13 protein-coding genes, 2 tRNA genes and 5 pseudogenes are annotated in these 15,808 nt (G+C 71.9%); 9 read left to right on the top strand and 11 right to left on the bottom strand.

Annotation, left to right across the window (positions count from 1 at the left end):
- Window positions 1-137: 137 nt before the first annotated feature.
- Both BN1555_RS20395 and BN1555_RS20390 read left to right on the top strand, forming a co-directional pair.
- Entirely contained in the window at window positions 138-782 is a 645-nt protein-coding gene (locus tag BN1555_RS20395) for a hypothetical protein (RefSeq protein WP_093800720.1), read from the top strand.
- Window positions 773-846, top strand: a tRNA-Lys gene (locus BN1555_RS20390). Before BN1555_RS20395 ends, BN1555_RS20390 begins: the two co-directional genes overlap by 10 nt.
- A gap of 66 nt (window positions 847-912) precedes the next feature.
- On the opposite strand, the gene BN1555_RS20385 is transcribed toward BN1555_RS20390, so the two are convergent.
- Window positions 913-2,175, bottom strand: coding sequence for a M6 family metalloprotease domain-containing protein (locus tag BN1555_RS20385; protein ID WP_255306110.1), 1,263 nt, complete (start codon window positions 2,173-2,175; stop codon window positions 913-915).
- 506 nt (window positions 2,176-2,681) lie between these two features.
- Between BN1555_RS20385 and BN1555_RS20380 the strand changes: the two genes are divergently transcribed.
- Window positions 2,682-4,349: a putative bifunctional diguanylate cyclase/phosphodiesterase gene (locus tag BN1555_RS20380; RefSeq protein ID WP_255306109.1), complete on the top strand. Its 1,668-nt coding sequence runs from the start codon at window positions 2,682-2,684 to the stop codon at window positions 4,347-4,349.
- Between the two features lie 18 nt (window positions 4,350-4,367).
- Here the strand turns inward: BN1555_RS20380 and BN1555_RS20375 are convergent, their stop codons facing one another.
- The 5 genes and pseudogenes from BN1555_RS20375 to BN1555_RS20355 all read right to left on the bottom strand — a co-directional run.
- Window positions 4,368-5,429 (bottom strand): LLM class flavin-dependent oxidoreductase, encoded by a 1,062-nt coding sequence (locus BN1555_RS20375; RefSeq protein WP_093800718.1) that lies wholly within the window; start codon window positions 5,427-5,429, stop codon window positions 4,368-4,370.
- Between the two features lie 87 nt (window positions 5,430-5,516).
- Complete coding sequence (locus BN1555_RS20370; RefSeq protein WP_093800717.1) at window positions 5,517-5,942, bottom strand: VOC family protein; 426 nt, start codon at window positions 5,940-5,942, stop codon at window positions 5,517-5,519.
- Between the two features lie 94 nt (window positions 5,943-6,036).
- Window positions 6,037-6,785 (bottom strand): annotated as a pseudogene (locus BN1555_RS20365) (decarboxylase).
- Window positions 6,782-7,387, bottom strand: a pseudogene (locus BN1555_RS20360) (decarboxylase); the annotation flags it as partial. The pseudogenes BN1555_RS20365 and BN1555_RS20360, both read right to left, overlap by 4 nt.
- A pseudogene (locus BN1555_RS20355) lies at window positions 7,387-7,503 on the bottom strand (DUF3830 family protein); the annotation flags it as partial. The pseudogenes BN1555_RS20355 and BN1555_RS20360, both read right to left, overlap by 1 nt.
- Window positions 7,504-7,613: 110 nt before the next feature.
- Here BN1555_RS20355 and ehuB point away from each other — a divergent pair.
- From ehuB to BN1555_RS20325, 6 genes are all read left to right on the top strand, one after another.
- On the top strand, window positions 7,614-8,516 hold the full coding sequence (ehuB, locus tag BN1555_RS20350; protein ID WP_093800715.1) for an ectoine/hydroxyectoine ABC transporter substrate-binding protein EhuB: 903 nt from the start codon (window positions 7,614-7,616) through the stop codon (window positions 8,514-8,516).
- On the top strand, window positions 8,513-9,187 hold the full coding sequence (gene ehuC, locus BN1555_RS20345) for an ectoine/hydroxyectoine ABC transporter permease subunit EhuC (RefSeq protein WP_093800714.1): 675 nt from the start codon (window positions 8,513-8,515) through the stop codon (window positions 9,185-9,187). Before ehuB ends, ehuC begins: the two co-directional genes overlap by 4 nt.
- Window positions 9,184-9,834, top strand: a complete 651-nt coding sequence (gene ehuD, locus BN1555_RS20340; RefSeq protein WP_093800713.1) for an ectoine/hydroxyectoine ABC transporter permease subunit EhuD — start codon at window positions 9,184-9,186, stop codon at window positions 9,832-9,834. Before ehuC ends, ehuD begins: the two co-directional genes overlap by 4 nt.
- On the top strand, window positions 9,824-10,579 hold the full coding sequence (gene ehuA, locus BN1555_RS20335; protein ID WP_093800712.1) for an ectoine/hydroxyectoine ABC transporter ATP-binding protein EhuA: 756 nt from the start codon (window positions 9,824-9,826) through the stop codon (window positions 10,577-10,579). Before ehuD ends, ehuA begins: the two co-directional genes overlap by 11 nt.
- Before the next feature lie 167 nt (window positions 10,580-10,746).
- Window positions 10,747-11,505, top strand: coding sequence for an IclR family transcriptional regulator (locus BN1555_RS20330; RefSeq protein WP_093800711.1), 759 nt, complete (start codon window positions 10,747-10,749; stop codon window positions 11,503-11,505).
- 76 nt (window positions 11,506-11,581) lie between these two features.
- A tRNA-Lys gene (locus BN1555_RS20325) sits at window positions 11,582-11,655 on the top strand.
- A 151-nt stretch (window positions 11,656-11,806) separates the two neighbouring features.
- Here BN1555_RS20325 and BN1555_RS20320 read toward each other — a convergent pair.
- The 5 genes and pseudogenes from BN1555_RS20320 to BN1555_RS20305 form a co-directional block, all read right to left on the bottom strand.
- Window positions 11,807-12,004, bottom strand: a pseudogene (locus BN1555_RS20320) (sensor histidine kinase); the annotation flags it as partial.
- A gap of 11 nt (window positions 12,005-12,015) precedes the next feature.
- Window positions 12,016-12,156: a hypothetical protein gene (locus BN1555_RS39085; RefSeq protein ID WP_176710087.1), complete on the bottom strand. Its 141-nt coding sequence runs from the start codon at window positions 12,154-12,156 to the stop codon at window positions 12,016-12,018.
- 131 nt (window positions 12,157-12,287) lie between these two features.
- Entirely contained in the window at window positions 12,288-12,878 is a 591-nt protein-coding gene (locus BN1555_RS20315) for a lytic polysaccharide monooxygenase auxiliary activity family 9 protein (RefSeq protein WP_093800710.1), read from the bottom strand.
- 121 nt (window positions 12,879-12,999) lie between these two features.
- A pseudogene (locus tag BN1555_RS20310) lies at window positions 13,000-14,169 on the bottom strand (SPFH domain-containing protein); the annotation flags it as partial.
- A gap of 191 nt (window positions 14,170-14,360) precedes the next feature.
- Complete coding sequence (locus BN1555_RS20305; RefSeq protein ID WP_093800708.1) at window positions 14,361-15,692, bottom strand: peptidoglycan-binding protein; 1,332 nt, start codon at window positions 15,690-15,692, stop codon at window positions 14,361-14,363.
- Between the last annotated feature and the right edge of the window lie 116 nt (window positions 15,693-15,808).

Here is a 15,808-nt window from a genome sequence, read left to right as displayed (position 1 = left end):
CGCGGCGGTTTCGCCCTTCGGGCCGTCACAGACTCATGGCATATGCCGGGCCGCAAGATACCGCCCGCCGCCCTTCCCTGTCCCGGTTTCCCCGAACCCTCGGGGCGGAGCAGTTCCTGTCGGTAGACGTAGGTGGCATGACCGCCTGCAAGCGAAACGACGTCTCCCCGTACGCGCACTCCAGCACCCCCGCCCACGTCACCTCCGCCGGCGCCGCCTGGCTCGCCTCCGCCGCCGCGTACCCGCGCAGCACCCTCTCGCTGTGGGAAGCCCGCCCCACCGATCCCGGCGTCCTGCCCTGCGGCTCCGTGTTCGACGTCGTGAGCGTCCCGGCGGTCCTCGGCCGCCGGATGCTGGACCGGTTATGGGCGGACGGGCCGGGTTCGGGTCCGGTCGCCGTCCACCGCGGCCGCATGCTGCTCTTCACCTCCCCCGGTACCGCCCAGCGGCTCCCGTCGCTGCTCACCTGGGAGGAGTGGGGCCGAACGGGGAGTACCGCCGAGGAGAGCGGGAAGGGCGCCGTACCGTCGGTCCTGTGCCACGGCCCGGGCGACGCGGTGACCGTCCCCCCGCTCAGCGCCCCGGTCACCGCTCCCGCCGGCGCGGGGCCACGCTGGCTGGTCGCCCCCGACGTCCGCCGTCCGTGGCTGCCGGGCGCCGAGGCGGTGCTCTGGGCGTGCGTACGGGCGGCCCGCCCCGACCGGGACGCGGAGTCCCGGATATCGATTTTTCCTCCCGCCGATCAGGGTGCTAAGGTCTACGACGTCAGCAGGCGCCGCTAGCTCAGTTGGTTAGAGCAGCTGACTCTTAATCAGCGGGTCCGGGGTTCGAGTCCCTGGCGGCGCACAGACGGGAAAGGCCCTTCGCGGAAGCGAGGGGCCTTTCCGTTGCCCGCGCCTGACCGCCGGGCGGTCAGGCGTCCGGTGTGATCTGCACCGTCCACGTCCCCGACCGTCCGCGGTCCGCCACCTCCACTCTCGTCCGCTCCCCCGGCACCGTGAACGTCTCCCCCTCCTGCACCGGCGCGTCCGCCAGTGGCGGGTACACCGACCGGTCCCAGCACGCTTCGCTGTCCGGGTGGGCGTCCACCACCTCGATCGGCCCGCCGCCCGAGGCGGGTCCGTTGCGCACCCGGTAGATCAGTACGCCCTCCGTGCACAGCGCCCGGTCGTTGCCGGACCCGCTCCGCGCCTCGATGGCCAGAGCGCTGTCCTCCCCGGTGCGTACGACCGCGAGCCGCGTGCCGCCCTCCCCGCTCCGGGCCGGGTCGGCCGCCAGCGGCTCCAGGGTGAGGCGGGTCTCGCCGCTCCCCGGCACGCAGGCCACCTGCTGCGGATCCAGCCAGCCCAGCTTCCACTTGTGCCAGCCGAAGAGTTCCGGCGCGAGCCCGAACTGGCTGCCCATGACGTCCCAGTCCCCCACGTACGTGTCCCAGTCGCCCTTGCCGTCCACCGGCCGGTGGTAGAGATCGGGCAGGTCGAAGACGTGGCCGGTCTCGTGGGCCAGCACATTGCGGTCGGGCGGGTGCTGCTCGAAGACGGTGACGATGCGCTTGATGTCCCGGCCGTCGGCCCGCAGCGGTCGGTCGAAGTTGACGACCTTCGTCGCGTCGGAGTCCACGCCGGGCGCGTTCGGGTCGGCGACGAGATAGACGATGTCGTACCGCGCGAAGTCGACCCGGTCGTCGGCCGCGGCCACCGCGTCGCCCAGGTAGGCCGTGCGGTGCCCGGCGTCCCAGTCGCGCTCTATGCCGTACGCCGTGGAGTCCCGCGGCATCTCGACCCACTCGCTCTGCGGGTGCGGCCGCAGGGTGAACTTCCCGTACGAGGCCTGCCGGAAGAAGTCACTGGTGGCCGGGAAGTAGTCGGCGGCGATCTCGTCCGGGGTGAGCGTGGGCGCCGAGTCGGGGAAGGCCAGGAAGATCATGACCGCGTCGAGGGTGCGCAGGGGGCGCGGGTAGGCCGGGTTCCAGCTGTCGAGACCCAGCGAATGGTGCGCCGTGGTGCGCGCCAGCACGCAGGGCCCCTCGCCCCGCGCCGCCACGGCGGGGCCCGCGACGAGGGAGGTGGCGACGAGCGCCGTGAGGGAGGTGAACACCGCGGCTGTACGGCGCAGGCGTTCGCGCCGGCACCGGCGGGACCGGTCGGCTCCCCCGGGTGCCTGCTGACGGACCACGTCGACCTCCGGGTGCGTAAGTACGGGACGCCCCACCCACATTGTTGCGTTTTTATGAGGTATGCCCTGTTCCACTACCCCACACGGGTGACAGGGTCTCCAACGCCCCATCCGTAGCCCGACACCCCGGGAGACATCACGGAAAGTCACAAACGGTCGCGGAGGAACACCACAAGGCGCGCACGTGCAGAAACGATCGTCCGCGGACGTCAGGTGCGCCGCGTCACGGTGGCGTAGCTGGCCCGGCCGTCCCGGCAGCCTCTATGATCGGCACACTTTCCTGCATGGAATCCGCCCCGGGCGGTGGTTCTCCACCCCGCCGCCGACCCCGACGACACCTGGAAGCGATCAATGCCCTGCGGGAGCGAGCGGTGAGCGGAACCTTCGAAGGACCCGGTTCGGCCCCCCACACCATTCGACCGACAGTCACACAGTGTAATGAATCTGGTCGTTCCGCGTCCGAGCTGCGGGACTACCGGGCGGCCTTCCACGCCGCGCACCTCGCCATGGCCGTCGTGGACCGCGAGGGACTCGTCGTCACCGCCAACCCCTCCCTCGCCGGGCTCCTCGGCACGGACGCCGGCCGGCTGCGCGAGCGGGGCGCGGCGGACCTCCTGGACCTCACCGCCGACGCCCGCCACCTGCACGCCTACCGCGAGGTCCTCGCCGGCCGGCGCGCCCGCTTCCGCTGCACCCGCCGGCTGAAGCACCCCGACGGGCGGTCCCTGTGGGCCGAGATCACCATGACGCCCGTACCGGGCAGCGGCACGGCGTTGCTCTCGGTCGCGGACGTCAGCGACCGGCGTGAGCTCCAGGCCAGGCTGCGCCACCTCCAGATGCACGACCCGGTGACCCGGCTCCCCAACCGCACGCTGTTCTTCGAGCGGCTCACGTCCGCGCTGGAGAACGCGGCGTACGACAACGGGAGCACGGGCCGGATCGGCATCTGCTACCTCGACCTCGACGGGTTCAAGGCCGTCAACGACACCCTCGGCCACCGCATCGGCGACCGGCTGCTGACCGCCGTGGCCTCGCGGCTGACCCGGTGCGCCGAGCAGTACGGCTACGCCCGGACCGGCGGCCATCTGGTCGCGCGGCTCGGCGGTGACGAGTTCGCGCTGCTCGTCGAGGACTCCACCGGCACGGAGCAGCTCGCCGACCTGGCCCAGGCCGCGCTGACCGCCCTTCAGCTCCCCTTCGACCTGGCCGGGCAGCGGCTGGCGGTGTCCGCGTCCATCGGGGTCGTGGAGCGGGCCGCGGCCGGGACCACGGCGACCGCTCTGATGCAGGCCGCGGACACGACGCTGTACTGGGCGAAGGCGGACGGCAAGGCCCGCTGGACGCTCTTCGACCCCGAGCGCAACGCCCACCGGATGACCCGCCAGGCCCTGTCCAGCACGCTGCGTCCGGCCGTCGAGCGCGGGGAGTTCACGCTGGAGTACCAGCCGCTGGTGGACCTGGAGGGCGGCGGCGTACGGGGGGTGGAGGCGCTGGTCCGCTGGGAGCATCCGCAGTTCGGCACACTGGCACCGAATCGGTTCATCCCCATCGCGGAGGAGGACGGCTCGATCGTCCAGCTCGGCCGCTGGGTGCTGCGGACGGCTTGCCGGCAGGCCAGGCAGTGGCAGATCGAGCACCCGGGCACCCCGCCGATCTTCGTCAGCGTCAACGTCGCCGTCCGCCAGGTGTGGGACTCCGACCTGGTGGCCGATGTCGCCGGGATCCTCGCCGAGACGGGCCTCGCGCCGGACCTGCTGCAGCTGGAGCTGACCGAGTCCGCGGTGATGGGCTCGGCGGGACGGCCGCTCCAGGCGTTGCAGGCGCTGAGCGACATGGGAGTGCACATCGCGATCGACGACTTCGGGACCGGCTACTCGAACCTCGCGTATCTGAGCCGGCTCCCGGTCTCGGTGCTCAAGCTGGACGGGTCCTTCGTCCGCGGCTTCCAGGACGAGGCGCACGCGAACCCGGCCGACGAGACGATCGTCGAGGCCATGGTGCAGCTCGCGCACCGGCTGGGGCTCACCGTCACGGCCGAGTGCGTGGAGACGACCGGGCAGGCCGCGCGGCTGCGCAGGATCGGCTGCGACACGGGACAGGGGTGGCTGTACTCGCGGGCGGTGCGCCCCGAGCGGATCGCCGCGATGATCGCCGTCAGCCCGCAGCGGGTCTGACGGCGACCGCCGGGGAGGTCACGCGCGGGGCAGGCCGTACGCGTCCGCGATGAGTTCGTACGAGCGCAGGCGGGCGTCGCCGCCGTGGGCGTTTGCCGTGATCATCAGCTCGTCGGCGCCGGTGCGCTTGGCCAGGTCGTCGAGGCCGGTGCGGACCTCGTCCGGGGTGCCGTGGACGACGTTGCCGAGCCAGCTGTCGACGAACTCGCGCTCCATGGAGCTGAAGGGGTACGCCGCGGCCTCCTCCGGCGTCGGGATCAGCCCCGGGCGGCCGGTGCGCAGGCGGATCATCGACAGGGCGCCGGTGAGGACCTGGCGGCGGGCCTCCTTCTCGTCGTCCGCCGCGAGGGCCGACACGCCGATCAGGGCGTACGGGGCGTCGAGGACGGCCGAGGGGCGGAACGACTCGCGGTAGAGGTCGAGCGCCGGGATGGTGTTCTGCGCCGAGAAGTGGTGGGCGAAGGCGAAGGGCAGGCCGAGCGTGGCCGCGAGGCGGGCGCTGAAGCCGGAGGAGCCGAGCAGCCAGATCGGCGGGCGGGCCGACGGTCCCTGGACCGGACCCGGGATCGCGTGGATGCGGGCGTACGGGTGGCCGTCGGGGAAGTCGTCGTCGAGGAACCGGGTCAGCTCGGCGAGCTGCTGCGGGAAGTCGTCGGCGCCTTCGTTCAGGCGGTCGGTGCGGCGCAGCGCGGCCGCGGTGGCGCCGTCGGTGCCGGGGGCGCGGCCCAGTCCCAGGTCGACGCGACCGGGGGCGAAGGCTTCGAGCGTGCCGAACTGTTCGGCGATGACCAGCGGTGCGTGGTTGGGCAGCATGACGCCGCCGGAGCCGAGGCGGATGCGGTCGGTGTGGGCGGCGATGTGGGCGAGGATCACGGCCGGGGAGGAGCTGGCGACGCCGGGCATGGAGTGGTGCTCGGCGACCCAGTAGCGGTGGAAGCCGCGCTTCTCGGCCTGGCGCGCGATGGCGACGCTGGTGCGCAGGGCCTCGGTGGCGGTGGTTCCGCTGCCCACCGTCGCCAGGTCGAGTACGGAAAGGGGTACCGGCGCGCCTGCGCTCGCCGTGCCTCGAATCGCGTCCACCGGTGTGTCCTCCTGAGTGCGGTACGTACGACGGAGGCAACAACAGGAGGGGGGCTCCGCTTATTCCCCGGGCGGGGGTCCGGTCGCTCAGACGACCGGTTCGCCGATGCCGAGCACGTTCCCCTCGCTGTCACGGAACCAGGCGCCGCGCTCGCCCCGGGCGCCCTTGCTCGGGTAGTTCCCGTCGATCTCGGCGATCCCGTCCCTGGTCCGGAACCCGTCCACGTCGACCTCCTCGAACACCACGCCGCGCCGCTTGAGCTCCGAGACGACGGCCTCGACGTCGTCGACCTCGAAGGCCATCTGCGTGAAGGTGCCGGGCGAGGCCCCCGTCGACCGGAACAGCACGAACTCCGCGGCTTCGCACCGGTACAGCAGTCCGCCGGGCCGTTCGTCGACGGGCCGCAGGCCGAGCCGCTCGGCGTAGAAACGCCGCGCCCGGTCCAGGTCCTGAGCGGGAAGCCTGGTCGCCACGCGCGCCCGGGCGAGAAGGCCCTTGCCGTCTGTGTCCATGCCTCCACTGTGCCGCGGGCGGCAGTAGCGGAGCGGGAGGCGGCCGGCGCGCGCCACGGCGGTCACCCCACCGGACCGTGCGGATCAAAGCGGATCAAAGAGGTGCGTTCCGGTCCTCACGGGCGAAGAGCGCCCCGAGCCCCTTCGCCCGCACCCGCCGCCCCGCCAGCCGCAGCCCCTCCCGCACCGTGACCTGGTTCGCGGTGAGGACCGGTTTGCCCAGCGTCTCCTCCAGCTCCGTCAGGTACCCCGCCGTGTGCAGCGCCGTGTCCGGCAGCAGCACCGCCTCCGCGTCCGGACGGTCGCCCGCGCGGGCCAGCGCCAGCACCTCGTCCCAGCACCTCGTCCCGGCCCCACGTGCCGGCCCCGGCAGCGGTGACGACGCCGCTGCCGTGCGCCGCGACGACCTCGGTGCCCGCCGCTTCGAGGAAGCCGGTGAAGTGCGCCGTCACGTCGTCCGGGTACGTCGCCGCGACCGCGACCCGGGCGGCGCCCGGGTCCCGTACCGCGTGGGTGAAGGCGAACGACGTGCCGGAGGCGGGCAGGCCGGCCGCCTGCGCCAGCAGGCCGACCTGGTCCCGCGCGCCGTCCGGGCCGAAGACGAAGTCGCCGCTCGTGCACGCCCACACCACCGCCTCCGCGCCCGCGGGCCGCAGCTCCTCCACCCCGGCCGCGAGGCGCGCGGGCGAACCCGTCTCCAGGAGGGCGTCGACGCGGTGCGCGTCCTCACCGGTGTCGGTGTGCACGACGGCCAGCCGCACATCGCTGTCGAGCGAGCGTCTCCATCCGCGGGTAGTCGTCCTCCGCGGAGTGTCCGGGGTGGAGAAAACCGACCGCTGTCACGACCATCCCTCCTGTCGCTGTTGCCGGGGCTGCTCGGGCGCCGGCGCCGGCGCGGGCTCGGGCACCTGTGCCGCCCCGTCGGTGAGCAGCTGCTGGTACGGGCCTACGGCGCGCGCCCCGATCCGCCGCAGCGCGGACCACATCGTGACCTGGTTGGCGGAGAGCACCGGCATCCGCAGCTCGGCCTCCAGCTGCGGGATCACGTCGTACGTCGGCAGGTTGGCGCAGCTGGTGAAGAGGCAGTCGGCCGCCCCCACCACCACTTGTCCGGCCGTGTCCACCACATCCCGGCAGAGGACTTTCCGGATGTGCCGGGTCAGTCCGAGGAAAGCGCGTCCCGTGACCGCTGTCCCGGCTTCGGCGAGACATCCCCCCAGGGCACTCGTCACCGATTCGGTGTACGGGGTGACCAGGGCGACCCGCCGCGCCCCCAGCTCACCGAGCGCGTCGGGCAGCGCGCCGGACGTGGTGACCGAGGGCAGCTCCCCGGCCCGGGTCATCGCCGCGCACACGGCGCGTTCGCCGGTGAATCCGCCGGCGAAGCTCCCCGACGTACGGGCGTACGCGACGACTTCGGGCGCCACCGCGGTCAGGGCCCGCACCAGACGTCCCCGTTCGGCGGAAGCGCCTGCCACACCGCCTCGCAGGTGACCGGCGCCCGGTCGTCCAGGAGTTTCGCGGTGCAGCGCACACCGCGCCTGTCGAGCGATACCTCCACGAATCAGTCGGTCATGTCCCCGGCGGGTCAAGGGCGCCCCGCCCCGCCAGGGGCGCCGACGGCCGGAATTGACCGGCATACCTTGTCTGGAGTGGGGTAGCCGCGCGCCCATGGCTTCACCACCGGGGAAAGACTCAGGCAATACGGCAAGACCCTTGATACGCAGGCGTTCGCTCCTGCTCGGCACGGCCGCTCTGGGCGCCGCAGGAGCGCTCGGCGCGGCGGGGTGCGGCAAGGTTCCGTCCGGCGACACGCTCGCCCGGCTCAGGTCCCAGGGCACCGTCCGGCTCGGGATCGCGGGCGAGGCCCCGTACGGATACATCGACGAGCAGGGCGCGTTCACCGGCGAGGCGGTGGAGCTGGCGAAGGTGGTCTTCAAGCGGCTCGGCGTGCCCGGCGTGCAGCCCTCGCCGACCGACTTCTCCTCACTGATACCCGGCCTCAACTCGCAGCAGTTCGACGTGGTCTCCGCCGGGATGTACATCAACAGGGACCGCTGCGCACAGGTCGTCTTCGCCGACCCCGAGTACCAGATGCTCGACTCCTTCATCGTCCGCAAGGGCAACCCCAAGAACCTCCGCTCCTACGAGGACGTGGTGGCGGCCAGGGCGAGGCTCGCCACCGGCACCGGTTACGCCGAGATCGACTACGCGGTCGCCGCGGGCATCCCGCGCAAGGAGATCGTCATCCTCCAGGACCCGGTCGCGGGCCTGAACGCCGTCGAGTCCGGCCGCGTCGACGTCTTCGCGGGCACCGCCCTCACCAGCCGGAACGTGGTGAGGAAGAGCACGAAGGCCGAGGCGACGAAGCCCTTCGCGCCCGTCGTGGACGGCAAGAAGAAGATCGACGGCGGCGGCTTCGCCTTCCGGCCGACCGACACCGGGCTCCGCGACGCCTTCAACGAGGAGATCCACAGGATGAAGAAGAGCGGCGAGCTCTTCCGGATCCTGCGGCCGTTCGGCTTCACCGAGTCGGAGATGACCACGATGACCGCAGAGGAGCTGTGCGCATGACAGCCGGACTGTGGACCAACTGGGTTATTCCTGGCATCTGGATCACCCTCCAGCTCACGGTGTACAGCGCCGCCCTGGCCGCCGTCGTGGCGTTCTGCATCGGCATGGCCCGCACCCACCACTCGCGCTTCGTCCGCTTCCTGGCGGGCTTCTACACCGAGGTCTTCCGCGGCACGTCCGCGCTGGTGCTGATGTTCTGGCTGTTCTTCGTGATGCCGATCCTCTTCGGCTGGGCGCTCGTCCCGATGTGGTCGGCCGTCCTGGCGCTGGGGCTCTCGTACGGGGCGTACGGCGCCGAGGTCGTGCGCGGCGCGCTGAACTCGGTGACCCCGGCCCAGCGCGAGGCGGGGATCGCGCTCAGCTTCACCCCCTGGCAGCGGATGCGGTTGATCATGCTGCCGCAGGCGGTGCCCGAGATGATCCCGCCCTTCAACAACCTGCTGATCGAGCTGCTCAAGGGCACGGCGCTGGTGTCGCTGCTCGGTGTGGCCGACACGTCGTTCTCCGCCTATCTGGTGCGTCTGGCCACCCAGGAGAGCGCCGAGATCTACTCGGTGACCCTGGTGATCTACTTCGTGCTCGCCTTCGCCCTCACCCGGGGCATGCGCGTGCTGGAGCGCAGGGCCAAGGCCGGCATCGGCATCACCGCCCCCGCCGGAGGTGCGCGATGAACACCTGGGACTGGTCCGCGGTCGCGGACTTCATGCCGGCGTTCCGGGACGGCGTGCTCGTCACGCTCCAGGTCCTGGCGTTCGGTTCGCTGATCTCGTTCACGCTCGGCCTGGTCTGGGCGATCGGCTACCGAGGGCCGCGCTGGGTCCGCTGGCCGGTGAACACCGTCACCGAGTTCATCCGCAACACCCCGCTGCTGGTGCAGCTCTTCTTTTTCTTCTTCGTCCTGCCGGAGTGGGGCGTGCAGGCCTCGGCGCTGGTCACCGGCACGCTCGCGATCGGGCTGCACTACTCGACGTACACCGCACAGGTCTACCGGGCCGGCATCGACGCCGTACCGGCCGGGCAGTGGGAGGCGGCCACGGCACTGAGCCTGCCGGTCTCCCGCACCTGGTTCGCGGTGATCCTGCCGCAGGCGATCCGCCGGATCGTGCCCGCGCTCGGCAACTACGTGATCTCCATGCTGAAGGACACCCCGCTGCTCGCCGCCATCGGCGTCATGGAGATGCTCCAGCAGTGGCGGCTGGCCGGCGCGCAGACCTTCCAGTACGCCGAGCCGCTGACCGTCGTCGGCGTCGCCTTCATCCTCATCGCCTACCCGGCTTCTCTTCTCATGCGAGCCCTGGAGCGCCGTCTTGTCCGCTGACCCGATCCCCAACGAACTGATCCGCTTCGACGACGTCACCAAGCGGTTCGGCGACAACACCGTCCTGGACAGCCTCTGCTTCTCGGTGCAGTCCGGGAAGCACGTGACCCTGATCGGTCCCTCCGGCTCCGGCAAGACCACGATCCTGCGGCTGCTGATGACCCTGGTGAAGCCCGACGAGGGCGTGATCCGGGTGAACGGCGGGCAGCTCTTCCCGGCGGGCGAGAAGGAGGTCCGGGAGGTGCGCAAGAACATCGGCATGGTGTTCCAGCAGTTCAACCTCTTCCCCAACATGAACGTCCTGCGCAATGTCACCGAGGCCCCCGTCCGGGTCCTGGGCATGTCGAAGGACGAGGCCGCCGAGCGCGCCAAGGGCCTGCTCGACCTGGTCGGGCTCGGTGACAAGCAGGACGCCAAGCCGGCCCAGCTCTCCGGCGGCCAGCAGCAGCGGGTCGCCATCGCGCGAGCCCTCGCCATGCGCCCGCAGGTGCTGCTGCTGGACGAGGTGACGTCGGCGCTCGACCCGGAGCTGGTGGCGGGCGTGCTCGACGTACTGCGCGACATCGCCCGTACGACCGACATCACCATGCTCTGCGTCACGCACGAGATGAACTTCGCGCGGGACATCTCCGACGACGTCCTGATGTTCGACGCGGGCCGGGTGATCGAGTCCGGTCCCCCGGAGAAGATCTTCAGCGATCCGGAGCACGAACGTACGCGCGAGTTCCTCGGCGCGGTGCTCTGACCTCGCGGTCCGTTCGAAAACCTTGACCCCGGCATATGCCATGGTGGCACGCCCCAGCTTACGGGCCTGGTGCGCGCCATCCGTCTTGTCAACCCCTGCTCCGCGAACGGTTCTTGACGGCTATCGTGGAACGGATGCAAGCGGTCACAACCTGGTGGGGGGAAACCGTGGCGCTGAAGCCGGAGCCGACCGCACCGTTCCACTCGGTGCAGTACGCCCTGCGTGTACTGGAGACGATCTCCAGGCACGGAAGCGGTGTGACCGATGTACAGATCGCCCGCGAGACCGGGCTTCCGACCGCCCACCTGGCCTCCCTGCTGCTGATGCTGCGCCGCGAGGGGTACGTCGAACAGGTGGCGGACGGCGCCTATGCCGTCGGCGACTCGCTCGTGCTCCTCGGATCCGGGTCCACCCGGCGCGAGGCGCTCCAGACCAAGCTGCGGCACCACCTCGACCAGCTGCGCGACTCGGTGGGCGCGGCGATCTACATAAGCCGCTACATCGACGGCGAGATCAAGATCATGCAGGTCGCCGAGGGGCCGCGCACACCCAAGGTGAACGAGTGGTTCGACTTCAGGTCCGCGGCCCACGCGAGCGCGATCGGCAAGTGCCTGCTGACCCAGCTCGACCAGAACGGGCGCCGGGACCACGTCTCCCGCCACAAGACCGCCCGGCTCACCTCCAGGACGATCACCAGTGAGCGGGTCCTCTTCTCACAGCTGGACAGCCAGCCGCCCACGGTGCCGGTCCTGGACCTCCAGGAGTACGCGGTGGGCACGGTCTGCGCGGCCGTGCCGCTCACGGCCGGCTCCTCGGTGGGCTGCCTGGCCCTGTCCCTGCCGCTGGAGCACGCCCACCGCCTGCGCTCGGCGGCGGACACCCTGAACCGCAGGGCCGCGCCGGTGGTGCTGTCGCTGGCGCTGTGACCGGGGCCACCCCGGGCCGGGGTGGCCCCGGGTGGTTCGCGGCACCCCTGCGGACCAGGTACTATTTACGAGTCAAGCGCCGCTAGCTCAGTTGGTTAGAGCAGCTGACTCTTAATCAGCGGGTCCGGGGTTCGAGTCCCTGGCGGCGCACAGACGGAAAAGACCCTCGCTGAAGCGGGGGTCTTTTCGTGTCCCGCCGCCTCGGCGGCAGCCGTCGCGGCGCGGGGCGCGACCGAAGGCGCGCCGGCCGGAGAGCGGAACGTGCGGGGCCTGGACGTGGAGAGACCAGGGCGTGGAGAGGTCAGGGCTCCCTGCGGCCGACGGCCGGTTCGCACGGGATCCGCACCCGCAGCACGGTCGGCCCGCCCGGCGGACTGCCGACCGTGAGCGTGCCGTCGAACACGGCGATCCGGTCGGCCAGGCCGGTCAGCCCGGTGCCGGCGGAGGCGTCCGCGCCGCCCGCGCCCTCGTCCCGTACCTCCGTCCGGAGCAGAAGGCCGAACGAGAACATTACGAGAAGCAGCAGCGCGAGCAGGTCGCGTACCCGGTGAGCGCGCCGCTCACCGGGTACGCGACCGCACGCCAGGGCCAGCCGGTGCGGAGGCAGTCGGCCCTGGTCAGGGCTTGCCGGAGGGTGCGGGCGCACGTCATGGCGGCAACGGTATGCGGAGGCGTCCGGGCGGCCGCCGTCCGGGCCCGGGTGCGTGAGGGGCGGGGCGGGCCCCGCCCCTCACGACCGGCCGTCAGAACCGGCCCTCGGAGCCGGCTTTCGGAACCGACGGTCAGAACTGGACGTCGGAGCAGGCGTAGAAGGCGTTGGTCGTGTCCGCGACGTTCCAGACGGCCAGGATGATGTGCCGCCCGGTCTTCTGGGTCGGGACCGTGCCCTGGTGGGTCAGGGTGGCGGGCGGCTGTTGACCGCCGTACGGGACCGTCATGAACGGCTGCGATTCGAGGGCCGCCCGGGTCAGGGGCTTGCTGGAGTCCCAGCCGTTCTTGGTGATGTAGTACCTGAAGTCACTGGTCGCGTGCCGGGCGGTGAACTGCCAGCGGAAGCCGTATCCCTGACCGGCAGTCAGCTTAGTGGCGGGCCAGGCTCCTCCACGGGGGTCGTCGAGCTGGGCGAACTGGCTGTTGCCGCCGGAGCAGATCTTTCCGTCGGCCGGACCGGAGGCGGGGAATCCCTTCGGTCCTTCGACGCTCTGCGGTTCCCACTGGATGTTTCCGCAGCCGGTCACCGCGCCGTTGGCACAGAGTTTCTGTCGGCTGATGGGTGCGTCGGTGTAGCCGTGACTGCTCGCGCTGCCGGTGGCGAGGAAGGACACACCGGCTACCGCGAGGCCGACAACGGCCGCACCTATCTTGTTTCGCATGCTGGCTCCTGAACGTGGGGGCAGTTCTGTGAGCTGTGCCGCGCGCGCATGTTGTGCGGTCTAGACCAAGTCCCAATGTATTGACGGGTCATGAACATGTCCAGACCAATAACGAACGCGTTCACAGACCCTCCCCGCGTCCCGTGCAGAAGGCCACCGTCAGATCCTTCACGAGCGCCTTGTGCTCGTAGTCGTCCAGCTCCACGAGACCGCGCGCGGTCAGCCGCGTCACCGTGTCGTCCACCGCGTCCACCACCGACGACAGCACGCCGTCCCGCTGCCGCGCGTCGAGCGCGGCGACCTGCCTGCGCCGCATCACCGCCGCGATCTCGGGCGCGTACTCGATCCGCGTCGGCTGCGCCGAGAAGACGTCGATGCCCACCGGCGCCGCCTCCGCCGCCAGCATCCGGGTCAGCGCGTCACCGACCGCCTCCGCGTCGCGCAGCGTCGGCGCGGTGTCGTGGAAGGCGTCGGCCGGCAGCTGGGACAGCACCCGCGCCATCGCCGCCTCGACCTGCTCGCGCAGGTACCGCGTGTGGTCCTCGACGGCGAGCATCGCCCGCGCCGTGTCCCTGATCTGCCACACCACGAGCACCACGACCCGCAGCGCCACCCCGTTCGCGTCCACGGCGTCCATCGGCTCGCTGCGCCAGTGCCGCAGCCGTACGTCGATGCGGCGGCGCAGCAGCAGCGGGCTCACCCACACCAGGCCGCTGCGCCGCACCGTCCCCCGGTAGTCGCCGAACAGCGAGAGCACCCACGCGTATCCTGTCCGCCCGCGCCCCAGACCACCGAACGCGAACAGCACGACCAGCACCAGCACGGCCAGCGCCGCCCAGGTCCCGAGCCCGATGCCGTGGTACGGGCGAAGGGGCAGCCCGAGCAGCTCGGCGGCCCGCACGGGCACCACCCCCCTCCACCACACCGCCGCCGCGCCCGCCGCGAGCGCGCCCGTCCCCACGACGACCGCGCTCCAGCCGGACAGCGAGGGACCGGGCCGCTCCGACAGACCGGGATCGGCGGGCGCGGCGGGCCGGAGGGACCGCACCTGTCCGGGCACCGGTGCGGAGGCGGGAACGAAGACGGACGCGGAGGCGGGCGAGGCGGTCGCGGGCGGGCGCGGGACCGCGGCCCGGCGTTCGGCGCGCGGCCGGTCCGCGGCGCCCTTTCTGCGCCTGATCACCGTGGCGCCGGGCGGCAGCGTCAGCGCGGCCGGTCCGGTGTCGTCGCGGAACAGCAGGTGCACCGGGATCTCGGCGGTGGACTCGTTCCTGACGACCGGGGCCCGCCGGGCGGCCGGTGCGTCCGGCCGCCCGGGAGGGGCCGGTGCGAAGCCGTCCGGCCCGGACCTCCCGGACGCCTCGGCCGCCCCGGACCTCCCGGACGCCTCGGCCGCTCCGGACATCCCGGCTGCCCCGGACGGCTCGAACGCCTCCGGTGTCCCTGATGTCTCTGAAACCGTGGTGCTCATCGTTGCCTCCGTCATGCGAAGAGCCGCCGCCAGGTCTGCGGGCCGGGGTAGCCGTCGGCCGCCGCGCCGCGCCAGCCCTGGGCCCGCTGGAACGCCTCGACGTTGCGCCGGTCCGCCTCGCTCCAGCGCGGCCCCGGCCCCCACGCGTAGTGCTTGCCGTAGCCCTTGCCCACCAGCTGCCGGCCGAGCTTCTCGACGTGCTCGTTCGACTGGCCGGGCCTGAAGTACCCCCGTCCGGGGAACGCCGTGGCGCCCGTCCTGTCGCCGCTGCCCGCACCCGGGATGTCCTTGCCCGCGTTCTGGACCAGCAGCCGCCAGGTGTGCGGGCCCGGCAGCCCGTCGGCCTCCGTCCCGCGCCAGCCCTGGGCCCGCTGGAACGCCTGGGTGGCGCGCCGGTCGGCCTCGCTCCAGCGGGGCCCGGGGCCCTTGCTGTAGAACCGCTCGCCGCCCCGGCCGACGAGCATCCGCCCCAGCTGGGTGACGTACGCGTTGTCCGCGCCGCGCCCGAAGAATTCCCCACCGGGATAGGCGGTCCCGGAGGGGGCGTCACCACTGTCGCCGCCGGTGACGCCCTTGTAGCGGTAGGGGATGTAGCGCGACGAGTTGTTCCAGTAGGCGTACGGGGTGGCCTTGTGGCGGGCGTGCGGGCGGGCCAGCTCGTAGGCCATGTAGCGGGTGCGGGAGTCGTCGGTCCAGCTGCCGAAGATCGTGACGTGCGAGCCCTTGGTGGGATCGGCCGGATTGTGGAAGAGCAGGATGTCGCCGGGCTCGAGCTGCTCCCGCGTGATCCGCGTGCCGTACGCGGCGAGGCTCCCCGTCCATTCGTTGCCGCCGAGGTTCCAGGCCATCGAGACGTAGCCCGAGCAGTCCTGCCGGTACCCGTCCGACCAGTACTTCTCCATGCTGTACGGGACCTTGGCGTCCACCCAGCGCCGGGCGCGTTCGAGGATCTCGGCCCTGGTGATGCGGCGCGGGGCGGGCGCGACGGCCTGGACCGGGGACGCGCTCACGGCCTGCGCGGGACGTCCGGGCCGCCCGGGCGCCCCGCCCGGACGCTCGCCGTGCAACGGGCCGCTCCCGCCCTGCGGGGACTCGGGGTCGCTGTCGGCGCCCGTCCTGGCGGGCGCGTGCCCGGAGGCCGCGACGTCCGCCGCACCGGTCCCCCCGCCGAGCACCACGCCCGCGGCGGTGGCGAGAACCAGCGCGCGGCGGGCTCCGTGGGCGGCCGGGTGGCCGCCGGCCGCGACCGCCAGACCGAGGGCGGCGGCCCGGCGCCGCCGGGCACAGCCCGGGCAGCCGCAGTCGGCCGCGGGTTCGTACTCCTCGAACACCGGCATCGTCATGCGGTTCCCCTCCCGTGGGTTCCTGTGAGGCGTGTACACAGATGACAGAACTTCAAATACCTGGACATCATACATATTGACGGTGCAAATTATTACTAATCGGACATCACTCGACG

Origin of the sequence: Streptomyces sp. Wb2n-11 (genome assembly GCF_001049855.1) — a bacterium.
GTDB lineage: Bacteria > Actinomycetota > Actinomycetes > Streptomycetales > Streptomycetaceae > Streptomyces > Streptomyces altiplanensis.
This window is presented reverse-complemented; position numbering and strand designations above follow the sequence as displayed.

Bases quoted from the DNA above. Each gene is read 5' to 3' on its own strand.
- ehuC (WP_093800714.1), top strand. From the start codon at position 8,513: ATGACAGCCGGACTGTGGACCAACTGGGTTATTCCTGGCATCTGGATC.
- BN1555_RS20380 (WP_255306109.1), top strand. From the start codon at position 2,682: ATGGCCGTCGTGGACCGCGAGGGACTCGTCGTCACCGCCAACCCCTCC.
- BN1555_RS20395 (WP_093800720.1), top strand. From the start codon at position 138: ATGACCGCCTGCAAGCGAAACGACGTCTCCCCGTACGCGCACTCCAGC.
- BN1555_RS20315 (WP_093800710.1), bottom strand. From the start codon at position 12,878: ATGCGAAACAAGATAGGTGCGGCCGTTGTCGGCCTCGCGGTAGCCGGT.
- BN1555_RS20305 (WP_093800708.1), bottom strand. From the start codon at position 15,692: ATGACGATGCCGGTGTTCGAGGAGTACGAACCCGCGGCCGACTGCGGC.
- BN1555_RS20370 (WP_093800717.1), bottom strand. From the start codon at position 5,942: ATGGACACAGACGGCAAGGGCCTTCTCGCCCGGGCGCGCGTGGCGACC.
- ehuD (WP_093800713.1), top strand. From the start codon at position 9,184: ATGAACACCTGGGACTGGTCCGCGGTCGCGGACTTCATGCCGGCGTTC.
- BN1555_RS39085 (WP_176710087.1), bottom strand. From the start codon at position 12,156: ATGACGTGCGCCCGCACCCTCCGGCAAGCCCTGACCAGGGCCGACTGC.
- ehuB (WP_093800715.1), top strand. From the start codon at position 7,614: ATGGCTTCACCACCGGGGAAAGACTCAGGCAATACGGCAAGACCCTTG.